Origin of the sequence: Methylobacterium sp., from assembly GCF_019745455.1 — a bacterium.
Lineage (GTDB): Bacteria > Pseudomonadota > Alphaproteobacteria > Rhizobiales > Beijerinckiaceae > Methylobacterium.
Window position 1 is genome coordinate 69,361 of the sequence record NZ_JAIETD010000045.1, and the last position, 16,767, is coordinate 86,127.

Consider the following 16,767-nt stretch of genomic DNA (forward strand, 5'->3'; position numbering starts at 1 on the left):
CAGGTGCGCCGCACCTATATGAAGACAGGCGGGGGGATCCCGCCGGATAAGCGAAACGGTCGCGTGATGGAGCGGCCGGTCACGGATGAGGGGCGCCGGAGGGCATCTCTCCCGAAGTGGTAGGATGAACGACGATGGCAAGTCAGGACGCGCTTCTCGAATCCTCGTTCCTCACTGGCGGAAACGCCGCCTATATCGAGGAGCTGCAGGCGGAGTACTTTCGCGATCCCGGCTCCGTCGATCCGGCCTGGGCTGCGTTCTTCAAGTCGCTCGGCGACGACAAGGCGCTCGCCGAGAAGAATGCCGCCGGCGCGTCCTGGGAGAAGCCGAATTGGCCGATCCACGCCAACGGCGAGATCGTCTCGGCCCTCGACGGCAATTGGGCGACCGTCGAGAAAGCCCTTGGCGAGAAGATCCGCGCAAAGTCCGATACCGCCAAGATCGATCCGAAGGCGGCGAACGGTGCTGCCCCGGCTACGAGCGCGGCATCGATCGAGCAGGCGACCAAGGACTCCGTCCGCGCGATCATGCTCATCCGCGCCTACCGCATGCGCGGCCATCTCCACGCCAAGCTCGACCCGCTCGGGCTCGCCGCGCGCGGCGACCAGCAGGAATTGCAGCCGCAGCATTACGGCTTCGAGGAGAAGGATTGGGATCGCCCGATCTTCCTCGATAACGTGCTCGGCCTCGAATACGCGACCATCCGTGAGATCGTCGAGATCCTCGACCGGACCTACTGCCAGACCCTCGGCGTGGAGTTCATGCACATCTCCGATCCCACCGAGAAGGCGTGGATCCAGGAGCGCATCGAGGGCCGGGGCAAGGAGATCTCATTCACGCCCGAAGGCAAGCGCGCGATCCTCAACAAGCTGATCGAAGCAGAAGGCTTCGAGAAGTTCCTCGACCTCAAATACACCGGCACCAAGCGTTTCGGCCTCGACGGCTCCGAGTCGATGATCCCGGCCCTCGAGCAGATCATCAAGCGCGGCGGCGCTCTGGGCGCCAAGGAGATCGTCCTCGGCATGGCCCATCGCGGCCGTCTCAACGTGCTCTCGAATGTGATGGCCAAGCCCTTCCGGGCGATCTTCAACGAGTTCAAGGGCGGCTCGGCCAATCCAGCGGAGGTCGAGGGGTCGGGCGACGTGAAGTACCATCTCGGTGCATCAAGCGACCGGACGTTCGACGACAACAACGTCCACCTGTCGTTGACCGCCAACCCGTCGCACCTCGAGATCGTCGATCCGGTGGTGCTCGGAAAGGTGCGCGCCAAGCAGGACCAGCGCGCCAAGCCCAACGTCCAGCGCACCAGCGTGATGCCGCTCCTGATCCATGGCGACGCCGCCTTCGCCGGCCAGGGCGTGGTGGCCGAGTGCCTCGGCTTGTCCGGCCTCAAGGGCCACCGCACCGGCGGCTCGATCCACTTCATTATCAACAACCAGATCGGCTTCACCACCGATCCGCGTTTCTCGAGATCCTCGCCCTATCCGTCGGATGTCGCCAAGATGGTGGAGGCGCCGATCTTCCACTGCAACGGCGACGACCCGGAGGCGGTGACCTTCGCGGCCAAGATCGCCACCGAGTACCGCCAGAAGTTCGGCAAGCCCGTCGTCATCGACATGCTGTGCTACCGCCGCTTCGGCCACAACGAGGGCGACGAGCCGGCCTTCACCCAGCCGAAGATGTACCAGCGCATCCGCAAGCACCCGACTGCGCTCGAGACCTACGGCAAGAAGCTCGTCGCCGAGGGCGTCCTCAGCGAGGATGAGCTCAACGAGCGCAAGGGCGCGTTCCGCGCCATCCTCGACAGCGAGTTCGAGGTCGCGGGCAACTACAAGGCCAACAAGGCGGATTGGCTCGACGGACGCTGGGCCGGCTTCAAGGCCGTCCGCGAGGATGTGGACGACCCGCGCCGCGGCAAGACCAGCGTCCCCGCCGAGACCCTGCGCGAGATCGCCCGGCGCATCACCACTCCGCCGCCGGGCTTCCATCTCCACCGCACCATCCAGCGCTTCTTCGACAATCGCGCGAAGGCCGTCGAGACGGGCGTCGGCATCGACTGGGCGACGGCCGAAGCCCTGGCCTTCGGCTCGCTGCTGATCGAGGGTCACCGCGTCCGGCTCTCGGGCCAGGACGTCGAGCGCGGCACCTTCTCGCAGCGCCACGCCGTGGTGATCGATCAGGAGAACGAGCAGCGCTACACCTCGCTGAACTCGATCCGCGAGGGGCAGGCCAATCTCGAGGTCATCAACTCGATGCTCTCGGAAGAGGCCGTCCTCGGCTTTGAGTACGGCTACTCGCTCGCCGAGCCCGACGCGCTCGTCCTGTGGGAGGCCCAGTTCGGCGACTTCGCCAACGGCGCCCAGGTCGTCATCGACCAGTTCATCTCGTCAGGCGAGCGCAAGTGGCTGCGCATGTCGGGCCTCACCCTCCTGCTGCCGCACGGCTACGAGGGCCAGGGTCCGGAGCATTCTTCGGCACGCCTGGAGCGCTTCCTGCAGATGTGCGCCGAGGACAACATGCAGGTCGCCAACTGCACCACGCCCTCGAACTACTTCCACATTCTCCGGCGTCAGCTCAACCGCGAGTTCCGTAAGCCCCTGGTGCTGATGACGCCGAAATCGCTGCTGCGCCACAAGCGGGCGGTGTCGAACCTCGACATGTTGGCGGAAGGCTCGACCTTCCACCGTGTGCTGTGGGACAACGCCCAGCACGAGCCGGACGGGATCAAGCTCGTCAAGGACGACAAGATCCGCCGCGTCGTGCTGTGCTCCGGCAAGGTTTATTACGACCTCTTCGACGAGCGCGAGAAGCGTGGCGTCAACGACGTCTACCTGATGCGCGTCGAGCAGCTCTACCCCTTCCCGCGGAAAGCCCTCGCCACGGAGATGTCACGCTTCCGCAATGCCGAGGTGGTGTGGTGCCAGGAGGAGCCCAAGAACATGGGCCCCTGGGCCTTCGTCGAGCCCTACCTCGAATGGGTGCTCGGCCAAGCGGGCTCCTCGTCGAAGCGTGCCCGCTATGTCGGCCGTCCGGCCTCGGCCTCTACGGCCGTCGGCATGCTCTCGAAGCATCAGGCCCAGCTTCAGGCCTTCCTCAACGAAGCCCTGGCGCTCTGAGGGCGGGGCCATGCCGTATTTTCTCCTGCGCCTGGCTCCGCCGCGCCCGACCTTTCCCTTCGACGCCACGGATGCGGAGAAGGGATTGTTCGAGCGGCATTCGGCCTATTGGCTGGATCAGGCGGAGGCCGGTGCGGCGATCGCGGTCGGTCCCGTCTTCGATTCTGCGGGCACCTGGGGCCTCGCCCTCGTGGAGACGCGGGATGAGGCCGCGGCCCTCGCGCTCGGGGATGGCGATCCCGTCGTCTCGGCGGGCATCGGTTTCGCTTACGCCCTCGCGCCAGTCCCGTCCTTGATCCTGCGGCCGCACTAGCGGACCGCGACACCGACTTCAGAGGAGGCCCCAAGCGGGGCGAAGAGAGCATGGCAACCGACATCCTCGTCCCGACCCTCGGCGAATCCGTCAGCGAGGCCACCATCGGCCGCTGGTTCAAGAAGCCGGGCGACACCGTGGCGGCCGACGAGCCGCTTGTGGAACTCGAGACCGACAAGGTGACGCTGGAGGTCAACGCTCCCGCCGCGGGCGAGCTCGGCGAGATCCTTGTCAAGGACGGCGAGACGGTGGAGCCCGGCGCCCTGCTGGGCTCGATCGTCGAGGCCGGAGCCGGTGGTGCCAAGCCTGCCCCGAAGAAGGCTGAAGCCAAGGCGAGCGAGACCAAGGCGGAGACTCGCTCCGAAGGCGCGAAGCCGGCCGGTTCCGAGCCCGCAGCCGAATCCTCCGCCGCCTACGGCAATCATGGCGAGGGCGCACCGCCCGCCTCGCGTCCGGCCGGCGACAATGGCCCGGCCGTGGCCAAGATGGCGCGCGAGACCGGCATCGATCCCGCCACCGTCAACGGCACCGGCAAGGACGGCCGTGTCACCAAGGGCGACATGCTCGATGCGACGTCGAAGGGCCCGGCCCCCGCGGCGGCCCCCGCCCGGGAGGCGAAGGCCCCGCCGGCTCCCCGCCCGGCCTCGAAGCCCGACGACGCGGCACGCGAAGAGCGCGTCAAGATGACGAAGCTGCGCCAGACCATCGCCCGCCGCCTGAAGGACGCGCAGGACACGGCGGCGATGCTGACGACGTTCAACGACGTCGACATGTCGGCCGTCATGAGCCTGCGTTCTCAGTACAAGGACGTCTTCGAGAAGAAGCACGGCACTAAGCTCGGCTTCATGGGCTTCTTCACGAAGGCGGTGATCGGGGCGCTGAAGGACGTGCCGGCGGTCAATGCCGAGATCGACGGGACCGATCTCGTCTACAAGAACTACTACCATATCGGCATCGCGGTCGGGACCGATAAGGGCCTCGTTGTGCCGGTGGTTCGTGATGCCGACACCCTCTCGATCGCCGGCATCGAGAAGACGATCGCCGGCTACGGCAAGAAGGCTCGCGACGGCAAGCTCTCCATCGAGGAGATGCAGGGCGGCACCTTCACGATCACCAATGGCGGCATCTACGGCTCGCTGATGTCGACCCCGATCCTCAACGCGCCGCAATCGGGCATCCTCGGCATGCACCGCATCGAGGAGCGTCCCGTCGTTCGCGCCGGCAAGATCGAGGCGCGGCCGATGATGTATCTCGCCCTCTCCTACGACCACCGCATCGTCGACGGGAAGGAGGCGGTGACGTTCCTCGTTCGCGTCAAGGAGGCGCTGGAGGATCCGGCACGGCTCGTGCTGGATCTCTGAACGCCCGGCAGCTGCCGTCCGCCGGCCGCCACAGCGCGGCCGGACGCTTCCGTGTGCCTGATCTCGATGGTGGGACCTGACCCGCCGAACCTGCAAGCGAGTCACAATCTCATGTCCTACGATCTCGTCGTCATCGGCACCGGCCCCGGCGGCTATGTCTGCGCCATCCGGGCGGCCCAGCTCGGTCTCAAGACTGCGGTGGTCGAGAAGCGGGCGACCCATGGCGGTACCTGCCTCAACGTCGGCTGCATCCCCTCGAAGGCCCTGCTCCATGCCTCCGAGGCGTTCGAGGAAGCATCAAAGCACTTCGCCGATATGGGCGTGATGGTGAGCACGCCCGAACTCGACCTCAAGAAGATGATGACGTTCAAGCAGGACGGCGTCGACGGCAACACCAAGGGCGTCGAATTCCTCCTCAAGAAGAATGGCATCGATGCCTATCGCGGCAGCGGCCGGCTCGCCGGAGCCGGCCGCGTCGAGGTGCTGTCGGAGGATGGCGGCAACCAGATGCTGGAGACGAAGAACGTCGTCATCGCCACGGGCTCCGACGTGACCCGCCTGCCGGGCGTGACCATCGACGAGCGGGTCGTGGTCTCCTCCACCGGCGCCCTTGAACTCGATGCAGTGCCGGGCAAGCTCGTCATCATCGGCGCCGGCGTGATCGGCCTCGAACTCGGCTCCGTCTGGCGCCGCCTCGGCTCCGAGGTGACGGTCATCGAGTATCTCGACCGCATCCTGCCCGGTATGGACGGCGAGGTGGGCAAGCAGTTCCAGCGCATCCTCGGCAAGCAGGGAATCGTCTTCAAGCTGTCCTCGAAGGTGACCGGGGTCGAGGTCAAGGACGGCGCCGCGACCGTGAGCGTCGAGCCGGCTGCGGGGGGTGAGGTGGAGACAATCGCGGCCGACGTGGTGCTCGTGGCGGTGGGACGCGTGCCCTACACCGAGGGCCTCGGCCTCGAGACCGTCGGCGTCCAGCTCGACAACAAGGGCCGGATCCAAACCGACAGCCACTACGCCACCAACGTCACCGGAATCTACGCCATCGGCGACGTCATCGCCGGCCCGATGTTGGCTCACAAGGCCGAGGACGAGGGCGTCGCGGTGGCCGAACTGCTCGCCGGCCAGTCGGGGCACGTCAATTACGGGGTGATCCCCAACGTGGTCTACACCTACCCGGAGGTCGCCTCGGTCGGGAAGACCGAGGAGGAGCTGAAGAAGGACGGGATCGCCTACAATTCCGGCAAGTTCCCCTTCACGGCCAACGGCCGCGCCAAGGTCAACCACACCACCGACGGGTTCGTGAAGATCCTCGCCGACGCCAAGACAGACCGGGTGCTCGGCGTCCATATCGTCGGGGCGGATGCCGGCAACCTCATCGCCGAGGTCGCGGTGGCGATGGAATTCGGTGCGAGTGCCGAGGATGTCGCCCGCACCTGCCACGCCCACCCGACTCTGACCGAGGCGGTCAAGGAAGCGGCCCTCGCCGTCGGCAAGCGGGCGATCCACATCTGACGTCGTCGCAGCCGGGCGGTGGCCTACGAGCTGTTTGACTGGCCGACCATCCAGGGCCGCGGCGAGTTCGTGCGCCTCGCCCTGGAGGAGGCCGCAGCGGCTTACACCGACGTCGCCCGCCACGATCTCGGCGCGATGATGGGGTTGCTCGAAGACCCGGCTCTTGCCCGACCATCCTTCGCCGCTCCGTTCCTGAGGGACGGGGAGGTGCTGATAGGGCAGAGCGCGGCGATCCTGTTCTATCTCGGACCCCGCCTCGGCTTGGTCCCCGAGAGGGAGGCGGATCGGTTCTGGATCCATCAGATCCAGCTCACCATCGCCGACATGGTGAGCGAGGCCCACGACACCCATCACCCGATCGCCATCGGCCTCGCCTACGAGGAACAGAAGACCGAGGCCCTGCGGCGCGCCGGCCATTTCCGCCGCGACCGCATCCCCGAATTCTTCGCCTGGTTCGAGCACATCCTCGCCCGCAATGGCGGCCGGCATCTCGTCGGCGAGGCCATCACCTATGCCGACCTGTCGCTGTTCCAGCTCGTGGACGGCCTGCTCTGCGCCTTCCCGATGGCGACCGCGGCGGCGCTTGCCGACAATCCCGGGCTTCGCGCCCTGCACGAATCCGTGCGGCAGCGGCCGCGGATCGCCGCCTACCTCGTCAGCCTGCGGCGGCTTCCCTTCAACGAGCAGGGGATCTTCCGGCGCTATCCGGAACTCGACGGCTGACCGCCCTTCCCGCCCGAGGATGGGCTGTGTCGAAGGCCTCCATCAGGCGTGCTGCGTCGACCTTGGTGTAGAGCTGCGTCGTCGAGAGCGAAGCGTGGCCGAGGAGTTCCTGTATCGCCCTGAGTTCGCCCTTGCGACCGAGGAGATGGGTCGCGAAGGAGTGGCGCAGGGCATGCGGCGTCGCGCTGTCGGGCAGGCCAAGACTGCCGCGCAACGATGCGACCGCGTATTGGATGATGCGAGGCGAGAGCGGTCCGCCCTTGGCGCCGACGAAGAGCGGTCCCTCCTCCGGCAGGGGATGGGGACACGCCCGGAGATAGGCCTCTACCGCCTCCGCGACGACGGGCAGGATCGGCACCATCCGCTCCTTGTCGCCCTTGCCCGTCACCGTCACCGCCTCGACGCCCCTCACCGGGGCATCCTTGCGTCTCAGGCCGAGCGCCTCGGAAATGCGAAGACCGGCGCCGTAGAGAAGCGCCAGTACGGCCGCGTCTCGGGCGAGCACCCAGGCCTCGCGCGGTTCGCCGGCACGAAGGTCGGCATCGGTCATCGCTCGGGCGGCCGGGATCGGGATTGGCCGCGGCAGCCGCCGCTCGACCTTGGGGGAGCGCACGGCGCCGAGGGCCGCCATGGTGCCGTGACCCTCGCGTTCGAGGTGCTTTCCGAAGGAACGAAGTCCTGCCAATGCCCGCATCAGCGAGCGTCCGCCGATCCCGTCCGCTCGGCGAGCGGCCATGAAGGCACGCAGATCCCTCGGTTTCAGGCCGGTCAAGTCGGCGATGCCGGGTGTGCCGCGCTTGAGACAGAGGTGCTGCAGAAACTGCCTCAGGTCGCGGCCATAGGCCTCGACGGTGTTGTCCGCCATCCGCCGCTCCCGGGCGAGTTCGTCAAGCCAGGACAGGGCCGCGGATCTCAGTCCGTGGTCGGCAGGCCACGCGATGTCCTCGGTCGTCGGCAGCGGGGGCGTGGGTTGGAGCATGGCGACCTGCGGGATCTGACAGCCCACCAAACCCGATCGTGGTTGAGGAGTCGTTCATCTCAGCCGTCGCCTCGGCAACTTGGCCCTATGAGGCAACCGAGGCGCGACAGCATCAGGGCCAAGGCTCCTACAAAAACATAAGTTAGTATCTATAGATCATAGATCTTTGCCATTTGCTTGGCAGTATTTATGGGACAATCCGTAGCAACAAGCGCGGGAACAGAAGGGCCCCACCGAGCGTCATTTCCCAGAATGCGCCGACTGCTCGGTGCGACGCCGACCTGTGTTGGCTGCCGCACGGAAAAACCGTGTCCGCGCTTGCCTATTGCCAGTCCAGCTTCGAAGGAGCGCTCCTCCATGGCCGACGACATCCGATCGATCTACGCCACCGCCCTCAAGAATGCCCACGCCGTCGAGCTCGAGGCTCTCCAGATCATGGGGCGGCAAGTGGAGCGACTTCAGCGGTATCCCGAGATGGAGCGAATCCTGCGCCGGCATATCGACGAGACGCATCAGCAGCGTGACCGCCTCGAGGCGGCGATGGCGGCCGTCAACGAGAGCCCCTCGGCCCTCAAGGAAGGCGTCATGGGGGTCATGGGCAATCTTGCCGCTCTCGCTCATACGCCGGCCCAGGACGAGATCCTGAAGAACACTTTTGCCAACCATGCCTTCGAGAATTTCGAGATCGCCGTCTACAAGTCGCTTCTCGTCATCACGGAAGCGGCCGGCCAGTCCCGTTACCTGTCAGGTTTCGAGACGTCGCTCAAGGAAGAGCAGACGATGGCCAAGGATGTGGCCGAACTCATCGATCCGACGACGCGGCGCTACATCGAACTGACGACAACCGGCGCCACCGCCAGCCACTGAGCCGACCCGCGCATCTCGAAATGGAGCGCCGGGAAAGTCCCGGCGCGCCTCGATCGTTCTTTATCGAAAAAAGGTATTGCCCGTGCGCAGAACGCATAAGCCGCTTCGCGAGCAGGTCATCGTCATCACGGGAGCGTCGAGCGGGATCGGCCTCGCCGCGGCCCGAAAGGCCGCGCGCCATGGCGCATCCGTCGTCCTCGCCTCACGCAACGGCGATGCCCTCGCGGCAATCGAACGGGACATTGCAGCATCCGGCGGCAAGGCCATCCATGTCGTCGCCGATGTCCGCGAGCCCGAGGATGTACGGCGCATCGCCGACGTGGCGATCGGCCGGTTCGGGCGGATCGATTCCTGGGTGAACGATGCCGGCCTCTCGATCTTCGGGCGGCTGGAGGAGGTCAGCGAGGCCGATCACCGGGCCATGTTCGAGACGAATTTCTGGGGCGTCGTCCATGGATCGCTCACGGCCCTGCCGCACCTGAAGCGCAGCGGCGGCGTTCTTATCAATCTCGGCAGCGTCGCCTCCGACGTCGCCTTCCCCCTGCAGGGAATGTATTGCGCCAGCAAGCACGCGATCAAAGGCTTCACGGACAGCCTCCGCATCGAGCTCGAGGAAGAAGGCGTCCCGGTCTCCGTCACCTTGATCAAGCCGGCAGCCATCAATACGCCGTTCCCGCAGAACGCCCGCAATTATACCGACCATGAACCGAAGCTGCCGCCGCCGGTCTACGATCCCGAGGAGGTCGCTCTCGCCATTGTTCACGCTGCCGTTCATCCTCAACGCGACATCTATGTCGGCGGCGGCGGCCGGGTGATGAGCGCGTTCCAAGCGCTTGCACCGCGAACGTTCGATCGGCTCGGGCGCACGATGACCGGACAGCAGCTTCGCAGTGAGCGGCCACGCAACCCGCAGGGTGCCCTTCATGCGGCTGGACGGGGCGGAGACATCCGCGGCGACCATCCCGGCTACGTCATGCGTCGCAGCTTCTATACCCGCGCGAGCCTCCACCCCGCTGCCACTGCCCTCGTTGCGGCAGCCGGCGCCGCTGCCGCGGCGGCTTTGGCACACCGCTCGTCCCGGCAGTAGACGCCGCGGTTTGAAATGATGGAGGCACCAAGGGGTTTGCGTCGGGATGAGTGAAGAGGCGTTGCGTCACGGTCCGCTCGACCACACCTGCATGCATCTCTGCGTCGACATGCAGGGGATGTTCGCGGAGAAGACCGACTGGCATACGCCCTGGATGCTCCGGGCCCTGCCGAATGTCCGGCGGATCGTCGCAGCGCAGCCTGACAGAACCGTCTTCACCCGGTTCATACCCGCCGAACGACCGGGACAGGGCCGTGGGACCTGGGCCCGCTACTACGACCGCTGGGCTTCGATGACGAAGGCCGAACTCGACCCGGCCTTGATCGAGCTGGTGCCCGAGCTCCTATCCTTCGCGCGAGACGGCCATGTCTTCGACAAGACGGTCTACTCGCCGTGGCCGGAGACGAGTCTCGATGCCTGGCTTCAGGGGCGCGATACCAGCACGCTGATCGTAACCGGCGGCGAGACCGATGTCTGCGTCCTCGCCACCGTCCTTGGTGCCGTCGATCTCGGCTACCGCATCGTCGTCGTCACCGATGCGATCTGCTCGTCGTCCGATGCGGCACATGACGCGCTTCTCACCCTCTATCGTTCCCGCTATGGCCAGCAGGTCGAGACGGTCACCACCGACGTCGTCCTGAGAAGCTGGAATCCATGAGCGCATCGCGCATCGTCTGCATCCGCCATGGGGAATCGACCTTCAATGCCGCCCATCGCGCCACCGGACGCGATCCGGGCCATGTCGATGCTCGCCTGACCGATCGGGGCCTGAATCAAGTGGCTGCAGCGCGCTCTGCGCTGCAGGCGATTCCCTTCGATCTCGTGGTGACATCGCCGCTGACACGGGCGATCCAGACGACGGTCGGCCTGTTCTCGGATCATCCTGCAAAGCCCGAGATCCTCGTCGAGGTGCTCCACCGCGAGTGCCAGGAGAGCAGCTGCGATGTCGGCCGCGCGGCGTCGCTGATCGCTCAGGAATTCCCGGAGGTGAAGGTCGACCACCTGCCCGAGACGTGGTGGTACGCGGACGGCGAGCCGGGCGAGACGGGGTTCCACGTAGAGCCGCGTCACATCTTCGACCGTCGCGTCGCTGCCTTCCGGGATTGGCTCGCCGCCAGGCCGGAGCGCACCATCGCGGTGGTCGGCCATGGGACGTTCTTCTTCCATCTCACCGGAACATGGCTCGACAACTGCGGTACCACGGAGCTTCCATTGCGCAACGCGGCCTGACCGCTTGCTGCGTCAGAAGCCTTACTCCTTCCGGCAGTATCTCGGGTCCGACCATCTGACCGGCTCCCTATCGGTGATTTGCGATCCGCTCTCTCAGGATCGCACGCGATATGCCGCTCTCAATCAGACGTTTGCCGCCGGTCCTCGCAGCCGAAAGCGGACACACCGAAACCGCTCCCTTCGAAGCCAGCAGGGGCACATCGTTGTGGCGTAGACCCCAGACCCGCGGTCCCAGGGCAAGGCCATGAACCTCGGGGCCAAGCTCCGCAGCAATCAATGTTTATCTTCCTGAGATAGGAAATTATTGATTGACAGCGGCACGCTCTTCGGCTATCAATGGCCCACGCTCCAGAAGTGTGGATGAGACGGGGGCCGAGGATGGCAACGTCGCTTTACTCATCCGAGCTGCGTCAGCGCGTCGAGGCGCTGGTGCGCGGCACGGACAGGTCGCTGACCCGCATCGCCGCGGAGGCCGGGGTTGCGGTTTCTGCCGTCACCTACTGGAACCGGGCCCATGGCTGGCGGCCGGTCAGATCGCCAGGGTTCACGAAGCCGGTGATGCTCACATCGAGGCGCCGCAACGCGGTGGAGCGTCTCTACCGGAATCCATCGGTCGCGACCGCCGACCTTGCCGCCGCGCTCGGCGTGCCAAGATGCGACGCGGCGGCGTATTTTCGGGGCTGCGGGTTCGACGATCGGCGCAAGACACTGATGCGGGAGCCGTCGGCGCAATCCGTCCGCGGCCAGACGCTGAGGCGGTCGCTGCGCAGCCACATCGCCCGCCAGATCGCGCGGTTCGACGCGGCTCTCGGCGGCGCCGAGGACGAGGGCGCGGCGCGCCTCGATTCCGCGAAGGTGCTTCGCGATCTCGGCGGCCTCAAGCGGCTCCTCGACGAGATCGACACGGACGAACGCAAAGGGGGCGGCAATGGCGAAGGCGGCGACAAGAGTGCGCCGGCCGGCCTCGACCTGCCCGCCCTGCGCGCGACGATCGTGCAGCGCTATGCGGCATTCGCAGGCGAATGGCCGGATGCGGGCCTTTCTGGCCAGCCTGCCGCCTGACCTGATCCTTGCCCTCTCCCGGGACTGGCTCCATTGCGCCAGGGCCGACCAGCTCCCACCCTGCGAGACGGCGCTCCCCTGGACCACCTGGGCGGTGATCGGAGGGCGCGGCTCGGGCAAGACTCGCACGGGTGCCGAATGGGTTCGGGCTCTGGCCCTAGGTGATCCGGCCTTCACGGCCGAGGCCGTCGGGCGAATCGCGCTCGTCGGCGAGACCTTCGCGGATGTGCGCGACGTCATGATCGAAGGGCCTTCGGGACTGATGTCCCTGTCGGGAGACCGTCCGCTCTGGTCTCCGTCCCGGCGGCGGCTCGATTTCTCCAACGGCGCCGTGGCCCTCGTCTTCTCGGCTGAGGAACCGGATTCGCTGCGCGGCCCGCAATTCGGCGCCGCCTGGTCGGACGAAATCGCCAAGTGGCGTCTGGCCGAGGCCGCCTACGACATGGTCCAGTTCGGATTGCGACTCGGCGCGAGGCCGCGCCACCTCGTCACCACGACGCCGCGCCCGACCGCCTTGATCCGCCGGCTCCTGACCGATCCCAGCGTGGTGGTCAGCCGCTCGCGCACCGCCGACAACGCCATCAACTTGGCGCCGTCCTTCCTCGATGCGGTGGTCGGGCGCTATGCCGGCACCCGCCTCGGGCGGCAGGAGCTCGACGGAGAGCTGATCGAAGACCGGCCGGACGCCTTGTGGAGCCGCGCCGCCATCGAGGCCGCCCGCGTTGCGGAGGCGCCGGAGGCCTTGGCCCGCATCGTGGTCGCGGTCGATCCGCCGGCCTCGTCGCGGGCCGGAGCCGATGCCTGCGGAATCGTGGCGGCGGGGCTCTCGGGAAGCGGCCACGCCTATGTGCTGGCCGACGCGACCTTAAGCCGGGCGCCGCCGCAGGCCTGGGCCAGCGCCGCGCTCGCGCTCTATCACCGGCTCGAGGCCGACGCCCTCGTGGTCGAGGTCAACCAGGGCGGCGAGATGGTGGGCGAGGTTCTGCGGGGGATCGACCTGGCCGTGCCGGTGGTCGCGGTTCGGGCGACGCGTGGAAAATACCTGCGGGCCGAGCCGGTCTCGCTCCTCTACGCTCAAGGGCGCGTCCACCATGTCGGCGCCTTGCCAGCGCTTGAGGACGAGATGTGCGACATCGGCCCCGACGGCCTGTCCACCAAGGCCTCGCCCGACCGCCTCGACGCCCTGGTCTGGGCTTTGACACACCTCATGCTGGGGCCGAGGCCGGAACCGCGGATCCGGCGATTGTAGCGGCCCGATTTCCCTCCTCTCCCCGCTTGCGGGGAGAGGGTTCCGGACCCCTTGCAGGGTCCGGAACGAGGCGGAAGCCGAGGGTGAGGGGGCGATGCCGGAGGAGCCTTATCCCCGTACGCCCCCTCACCATCGCCCTGCCGGGCTTACCTCGCCTCCTGACGAGGGGAGGACGAGGCCCTCTCCCCGCGGGCGGGGAGAGGGGATTCGCACATCGGTTCGTGCTGACCCACCAAGGATCGCCGTATGCCCAACCTTCTCAACCGCCTCACCCAGGCGATCGCCCGCTTACCCGCCACCAAGGCCGCGCCGCTCTCCGCGACGCAGGTGGCCTTCTACGGCGAGGGCCGCGCGGTCTGGACGCCGCGCGATTACGGGGCGCTCGCCCGCGAGGGGTTCCAGCGCAACGCCATCGTCCACCGGGCGGTGCGGCTGGTGGCAGAGGCCGCCGCCGCCGTGCCGCTGAGCTTGGGCGACGCCGCCGAGCCGCATCCGCTGACCGCGCTTCTCGCCCGGCCAAACCGTCACGAGGGCGGCGCGCGGCTGCTCGAATCGCTCTACGGGCACCTCATGGTGTCGGGGAACGCCTATCTTGAAGCGATCAGCCTCGATGGCGCCCCGCGCGAGATCCATGCGCTGCGCCCGGACCGGATGCGGGTGGTGCCCGGCTCGGACGGCTGGCCGGCAGCCTACGAGTATTCCGTGGGTGGCCGCAGGCTCCGCTATGACCAGGGCGGCGACGGGGTTCGGCCGATCCTGCACCTGACCCTGTTCCACCCCACCGACGACCATTACGGGCTCTCGCCGATGGAGGCGGCGGCGGTCGCCCTCGATATCCACAACGCGGCCGGCGCCTGGAACAAGGCCCTCCTCGACAATGCCGCCCGGCCCTCCGGCGCCCTCGTCTTCGCCACCGCCGCCGGCAATGGCTTGAGCGAGACGCAGTTCACGAGACTGAAGGGCGAGCTCGAGGCCAACTACCAGGGCGCCGGCAATGCCGGCCGGCCGCTGCTGCTCGAAGGCGGGCTCGATTGGAAACCGCTCTCGCTCTCGCCGAAGGACATGGATTTCGTCGAGGCCAAGAACGGCGCCGCCCGCGAGATCGCGCTGGCCTTCGGCGTACCGCCGCTCCTCCTCGGCCTGCCCGGCGACAACACCCACGCCAACTACGCCGAGGCCAACCGCGCCTTCTACCGCCAGACGGTTATTCCGCTGGTGCGCCGCACCGCCGAATCCCTTGCGCATTGGCTCGAACCCGCCTTCGGCCCTGCGCGGCTGGAGCCCGACCTCGACGCCATTGAGGCCCTGGCGCCCGAGCGGGAATCGCTGTGGCGCCGGGTGCAGGGGGCGGAGTTCCTGACCGAGGAGGAGAAGCGGGAGGCGGTGGGTTATGGGGTAAGGGCTTGAGGAATGTCCGTCTGAGCGAACTTCTTGCCCTTGAACAGCAGTGCAGCGCCGTTCGCCTGAGCACAGGCATAGGCGTGGCAATCGCCCCTGTTTCGCGCGGCGGGATGCCGGCCTTTGCCAGAGAGGGCGTAGGCCCTGACGGCAAGGTCGAACCCGACTTCGCCGATGGGAACGATGCGCAGCACTCACTGCGTCCGAAATATCTGGACGCGCTCGCGCGCGGCATCGTCGGGATATGCGTAGCTGTGGACCTGCCCCGCCACCGTCTCCCGAAGCGAAGTCGCTGAGCAAAGCCGGTCCTGATGAGCTTCAATGATGTCGACGAGGCTGTCGACATCGGGTTCCCGAACAACGATGGCGAACAAAGCCGAGGCATCGACGAAGACCCTCAGCTGCCGCTCAGATCATCGAAGAAGGCCTCGTCCGCCTTTTTGCCGGTCGGCTCAGGAAGCGGATAGCGCGCAGGGCGCTCTGCGATCCACTCGCGCAGCGGCTTCCTTCAAGCTAGCCGCGCGAACTCCGCTTCAACAGCACGACGCACCGCATCGGATTATGTCGTACCAACGGCCTGAGCGAGTTCCGCAACGAGGGCGGCCGTCGCGTCGTCCTTGATGTAGAGCGGCAATGCCGTTCCTCGGATATCCCCGATGGAGAAGAGGACATCCGACGTCGTCACCCACAGCATCCTCCATCCGGACGACGCGGGTCCTTTCAGGTCTGGAGCGAGTGCATCAGCCCACGCTCCACTTCAAGGATCTCAATGCAAGTATATCAATTCCAAGTATGCAGCACGCTGCGCCAGCCCGTTCCCTCCTTCTGGAGAACGTTGACCCAGTTGCCCTCGAAGGTCTTCTTCGCGCCGCCTTCGCCGCCGGGGCCGGACATCTGCCAGCGGCCGGTGGCGACGAGGAGGTCGCCGCGCATCTGCGCCGCCTGGACCTTCACCTTGTGGTCGTCGAAGCCCTTGGACTTCAGCCCGGCGAAGAACTTCTGGATGCTCTCGGAGCCCGAGACGGCCGCGCCCTTCGGGACCACCATGGCGTCGGCCGCGTAAAGCTTGCCGAGGCTGTCGAGGTCGCCCGAATTATAGACCTGGTCCCAGCGGTCGGCCGCCGCCTGGCCCTCTGCCGTCGGATCGGCGGCGAATACACGCTGTGATGTACCGAGGCTCAGAACGACAAGAGCAGCGAGAACCGTTCCCTTCCAAAGCATCGCGACCTCCCTTTGTGGTGCTCAGGCACCATTCGCAGTTAAAGACTAGATCGGGCTGACGGCGGGGAAAAGCGAAAACTTTCGAGTTCGCTCGTCGCTTGGCGCCCGGGCTCCGATCGACTGCATCGCATGAAATTTCGGGACTTCGATCGACGGTGACTTCACCGGCTATGCCAGCCTGTTCGGCGTGCCCGATACCAGCCGCGACGTGGTCGTGCCGGGCGCCTCCGAGACGGGTTTGAGGGAGCGTAGGGCCGTCGCGTCGACGGTCACCTTCACCTCGCCCGGGAGGTCTTGCGTGCCACATCGAACCGGATGTCGGCGCGTGGCCACGAATGCCGGCTTCTAGAACGGCCACAGACGGCGGAGTCGGCTGCGGCGACCGTAAGGATCTTTGCGGTCGCTCCAGGCGATCTTGAGACCGAAGTTCGGGTCCCCGAATGGTGTGGTGTGAACCTCGTGTCCTTCGGCGCCCCATTTGGCCTCGTAATACCTTCTGTTCCTCTCGTGCCACTCACCCATCGTCCGCTTCATTTCTGGGTTGCGGCCAAGCGTTGTGCTGCGCAGGTGTTCGGTAGCGTCCGCGGACGAGGTGTAAATTCGAGGACCGCTTTGGCGGGGATTGGGGTGGCCATCGGGCCATGCGGCT

The 16,767-nt window shown here is 66.7% G+C and carries 17 protein-coding genes and 1 pseudogene; 13 read left to right on the forward strand and 5 right to left on the reverse strand.

What is annotated here, in order from left to right; all coding sequences use genetic code 11:
* Positions 1–134 precede the first annotated feature (134 nt).
* The 5 genes from K2Y56_RS11400 to K2Y56_RS11420 all read left to right on the forward strand — a co-directional run bounded on the left by K2Y56_RS11400 (position 135) and on the right by K2Y56_RS11420 (position 7,025).
* A complete protein-coding gene (locus K2Y56_RS11400; RefSeq protein WP_292507499.1) occupies positions 135–3,116 on the forward strand; it encodes a 2-oxoglutarate dehydrogenase E1 component in 2,982 nt (993 codons plus the stop codon).
* Between the two features lie 10 nt (positions 3,117–3,126).
* Positions 3,127–3,429: a YciI family protein gene (locus K2Y56_RS11405; RefSeq protein ID WP_292507500.1), complete on the forward strand. Its 303-nt coding sequence runs from the start codon at positions 3,127–3,129 to the stop codon at positions 3,427–3,429.
* 50 nt (positions 3,430–3,479) lie between these two features.
* Positions 3,480–4,790 carry a 2-oxoglutarate dehydrogenase complex dihydrolipoyllysine-residue succinyltransferase gene (gene odhB / locus K2Y56_RS11410; RefSeq protein ID WP_292507501.1) on the forward strand — a complete coding sequence of 437 codons (1,311 nt, stop codon included), beginning with the start codon at positions 3,480–3,482 and terminating at the stop codon, positions 4,788–4,790.
* Positions 4,791–4,901: 111 nt separating this feature from the next.
* On the forward strand, positions 4,902–6,302 hold the full coding sequence (lpdA, locus tag K2Y56_RS11415; RefSeq protein ID WP_292507502.1) for a dihydrolipoyl dehydrogenase: 1,401 nt from the start codon (positions 4,902–4,904) through the stop codon (positions 6,300–6,302).
* 18 nt (positions 6,303–6,320) lie between these two features.
* Complete coding sequence (locus tag K2Y56_RS11420) at positions 6,321–7,025, forward strand: glutathione S-transferase (protein ID WP_292507503.1); 705 nt, start codon at positions 6,321–6,323, stop codon at positions 7,023–7,025.
* Here K2Y56_RS11420 and K2Y56_RS11425 read toward each other — a convergent pair.
* Complete coding sequence (locus K2Y56_RS11425) at positions 6,979–8,004, reverse strand: tyrosine recombinase XerC (RefSeq protein ID WP_292507520.1); 1,026 nt, start codon at positions 8,002–8,004, stop codon at positions 6,979–6,981. The genes K2Y56_RS11420 and K2Y56_RS11425 overlap by 47 nt on opposite strands.
* 357 nt (positions 8,005–8,361) lie before the next feature.
* Between K2Y56_RS11425 and K2Y56_RS11430 the strand changes: the two genes are divergently transcribed.
* The 7 genes from K2Y56_RS11430 to K2Y56_RS11460 all read left to right on the forward strand — a co-directional run bounded on the left by K2Y56_RS11430 (position 8,362) and on the right by K2Y56_RS11460 (position 14,906).
* A complete protein-coding gene (locus tag K2Y56_RS11430; RefSeq protein WP_292507504.1) occupies positions 8,362–8,871 on the forward strand; it encodes a ferritin-like domain-containing protein in 510 nt (169 codons plus the stop codon).
* A gap of 82 nt (positions 8,872–8,953) precedes the next feature.
* Complete coding sequence (locus tag K2Y56_RS11435; RefSeq protein WP_292507505.1) at positions 8,954–9,958, forward strand: SDR family oxidoreductase; 1,005 nt, start codon at positions 8,954–8,956, stop codon at positions 9,956–9,958.
* Between the two features lie 46 nt (positions 9,959–10,004).
* The gene (locus K2Y56_RS11440; protein WP_292507506.1) at positions 10,005–10,616 is read left to right on the forward strand and encodes an isochorismatase family cysteine hydrolase; all 612 of its coding nucleotides are present in this window, start codon (positions 10,005–10,007) and stop codon (positions 10,614–10,616) included.
* Positions 10,613–11,188, forward strand: coding sequence for a histidine phosphatase family protein (locus K2Y56_RS11445; RefSeq protein ID WP_292507507.1), 576 nt, complete (start codon positions 10,613–10,615; stop codon positions 11,186–11,188). Before K2Y56_RS11440 ends, K2Y56_RS11445 begins: the two co-directional genes overlap by 4 nt.
* A 378-nt stretch (positions 11,189–11,566) precedes the next feature.
* On the forward strand, positions 11,567–12,250 hold the full coding sequence (locus tag K2Y56_RS11450; protein WP_292507508.1) for a hypothetical protein: 684 nt from the start codon (positions 11,567–11,569) through the stop codon (positions 12,248–12,250).
* The gene (locus K2Y56_RS11455) at positions 12,219–13,499 is read left to right on the forward strand and encodes a terminase family protein (protein ID WP_292507509.1); all 1,281 of its coding nucleotides are present in this window, start codon (positions 12,219–12,221) and stop codon (positions 13,497–13,499) included. Before K2Y56_RS11450 ends, K2Y56_RS11455 begins: the two co-directional genes overlap by 32 nt.
* A 246-nt stretch (positions 13,500–13,745) precedes the next feature.
* Positions 13,746–14,906 carry a phage portal protein gene (locus K2Y56_RS11460; protein ID WP_292507510.1) on the forward strand — a complete coding sequence of 387 codons (1,161 nt, stop codon included), beginning with the start codon at positions 13,746–13,748 and terminating at the stop codon, positions 14,904–14,906.
* On the opposite strand, the gene K2Y56_RS11465 is transcribed toward K2Y56_RS11460, so the two are convergent.
* From K2Y56_RS11465 to K2Y56_RS11475, 3 genes are all read right to left on the reverse strand, one after another.
* Positions 14,888–15,091 carry a type II toxin-antitoxin system VapC family toxin gene (locus tag K2Y56_RS11465; RefSeq protein ID WP_292507511.1) on the reverse strand — a complete coding sequence of 68 codons (204 nt, stop codon included), beginning with the start codon at positions 15,089–15,091 and terminating at the stop codon, positions 14,888–14,890. The two genes, K2Y56_RS11460 and K2Y56_RS11465, sit on opposite strands and share 19 nt — an antisense overlap.
* 365 nt (positions 15,092–15,456) lie before the next feature.
* Positions 15,457–15,582: a hypothetical protein gene (locus tag K2Y56_RS11470; RefSeq protein ID WP_292507512.1), complete on the reverse strand. Its 126-nt coding sequence runs from the start codon at positions 15,580–15,582 to the stop codon at positions 15,457–15,459.
* A 95-nt stretch (positions 15,583–15,677) separates the two neighbouring features.
* Positions 15,678–16,118: a DUF4440 domain-containing protein gene (locus tag K2Y56_RS11475; RefSeq protein ID WP_292507513.1), complete on the reverse strand. Its 441-nt coding sequence runs from the start codon at positions 16,116–16,118 to the stop codon at positions 15,678–15,680.
* Between the two features lie 148 nt (positions 16,119–16,266).
* Here K2Y56_RS11475 and K2Y56_RS26460 point away from each other — a divergent pair.
* A pseudogene (locus tag K2Y56_RS26460) lies at positions 16,267–16,344 on the forward strand (HK97 family phage prohead protease); the annotation flags it as partial.
* A 119-nt stretch (positions 16,345–16,463) separates the two neighbouring features.
* On the opposite strand, the gene K2Y56_RS11480 reads toward K2Y56_RS26460, so the two are convergent.
* On the reverse strand, positions 16,464–16,767 hold a 304-nt coding region (locus K2Y56_RS11480), incomplete at its 5' end, for a hypothetical protein (RefSeq protein ID WP_292507514.1).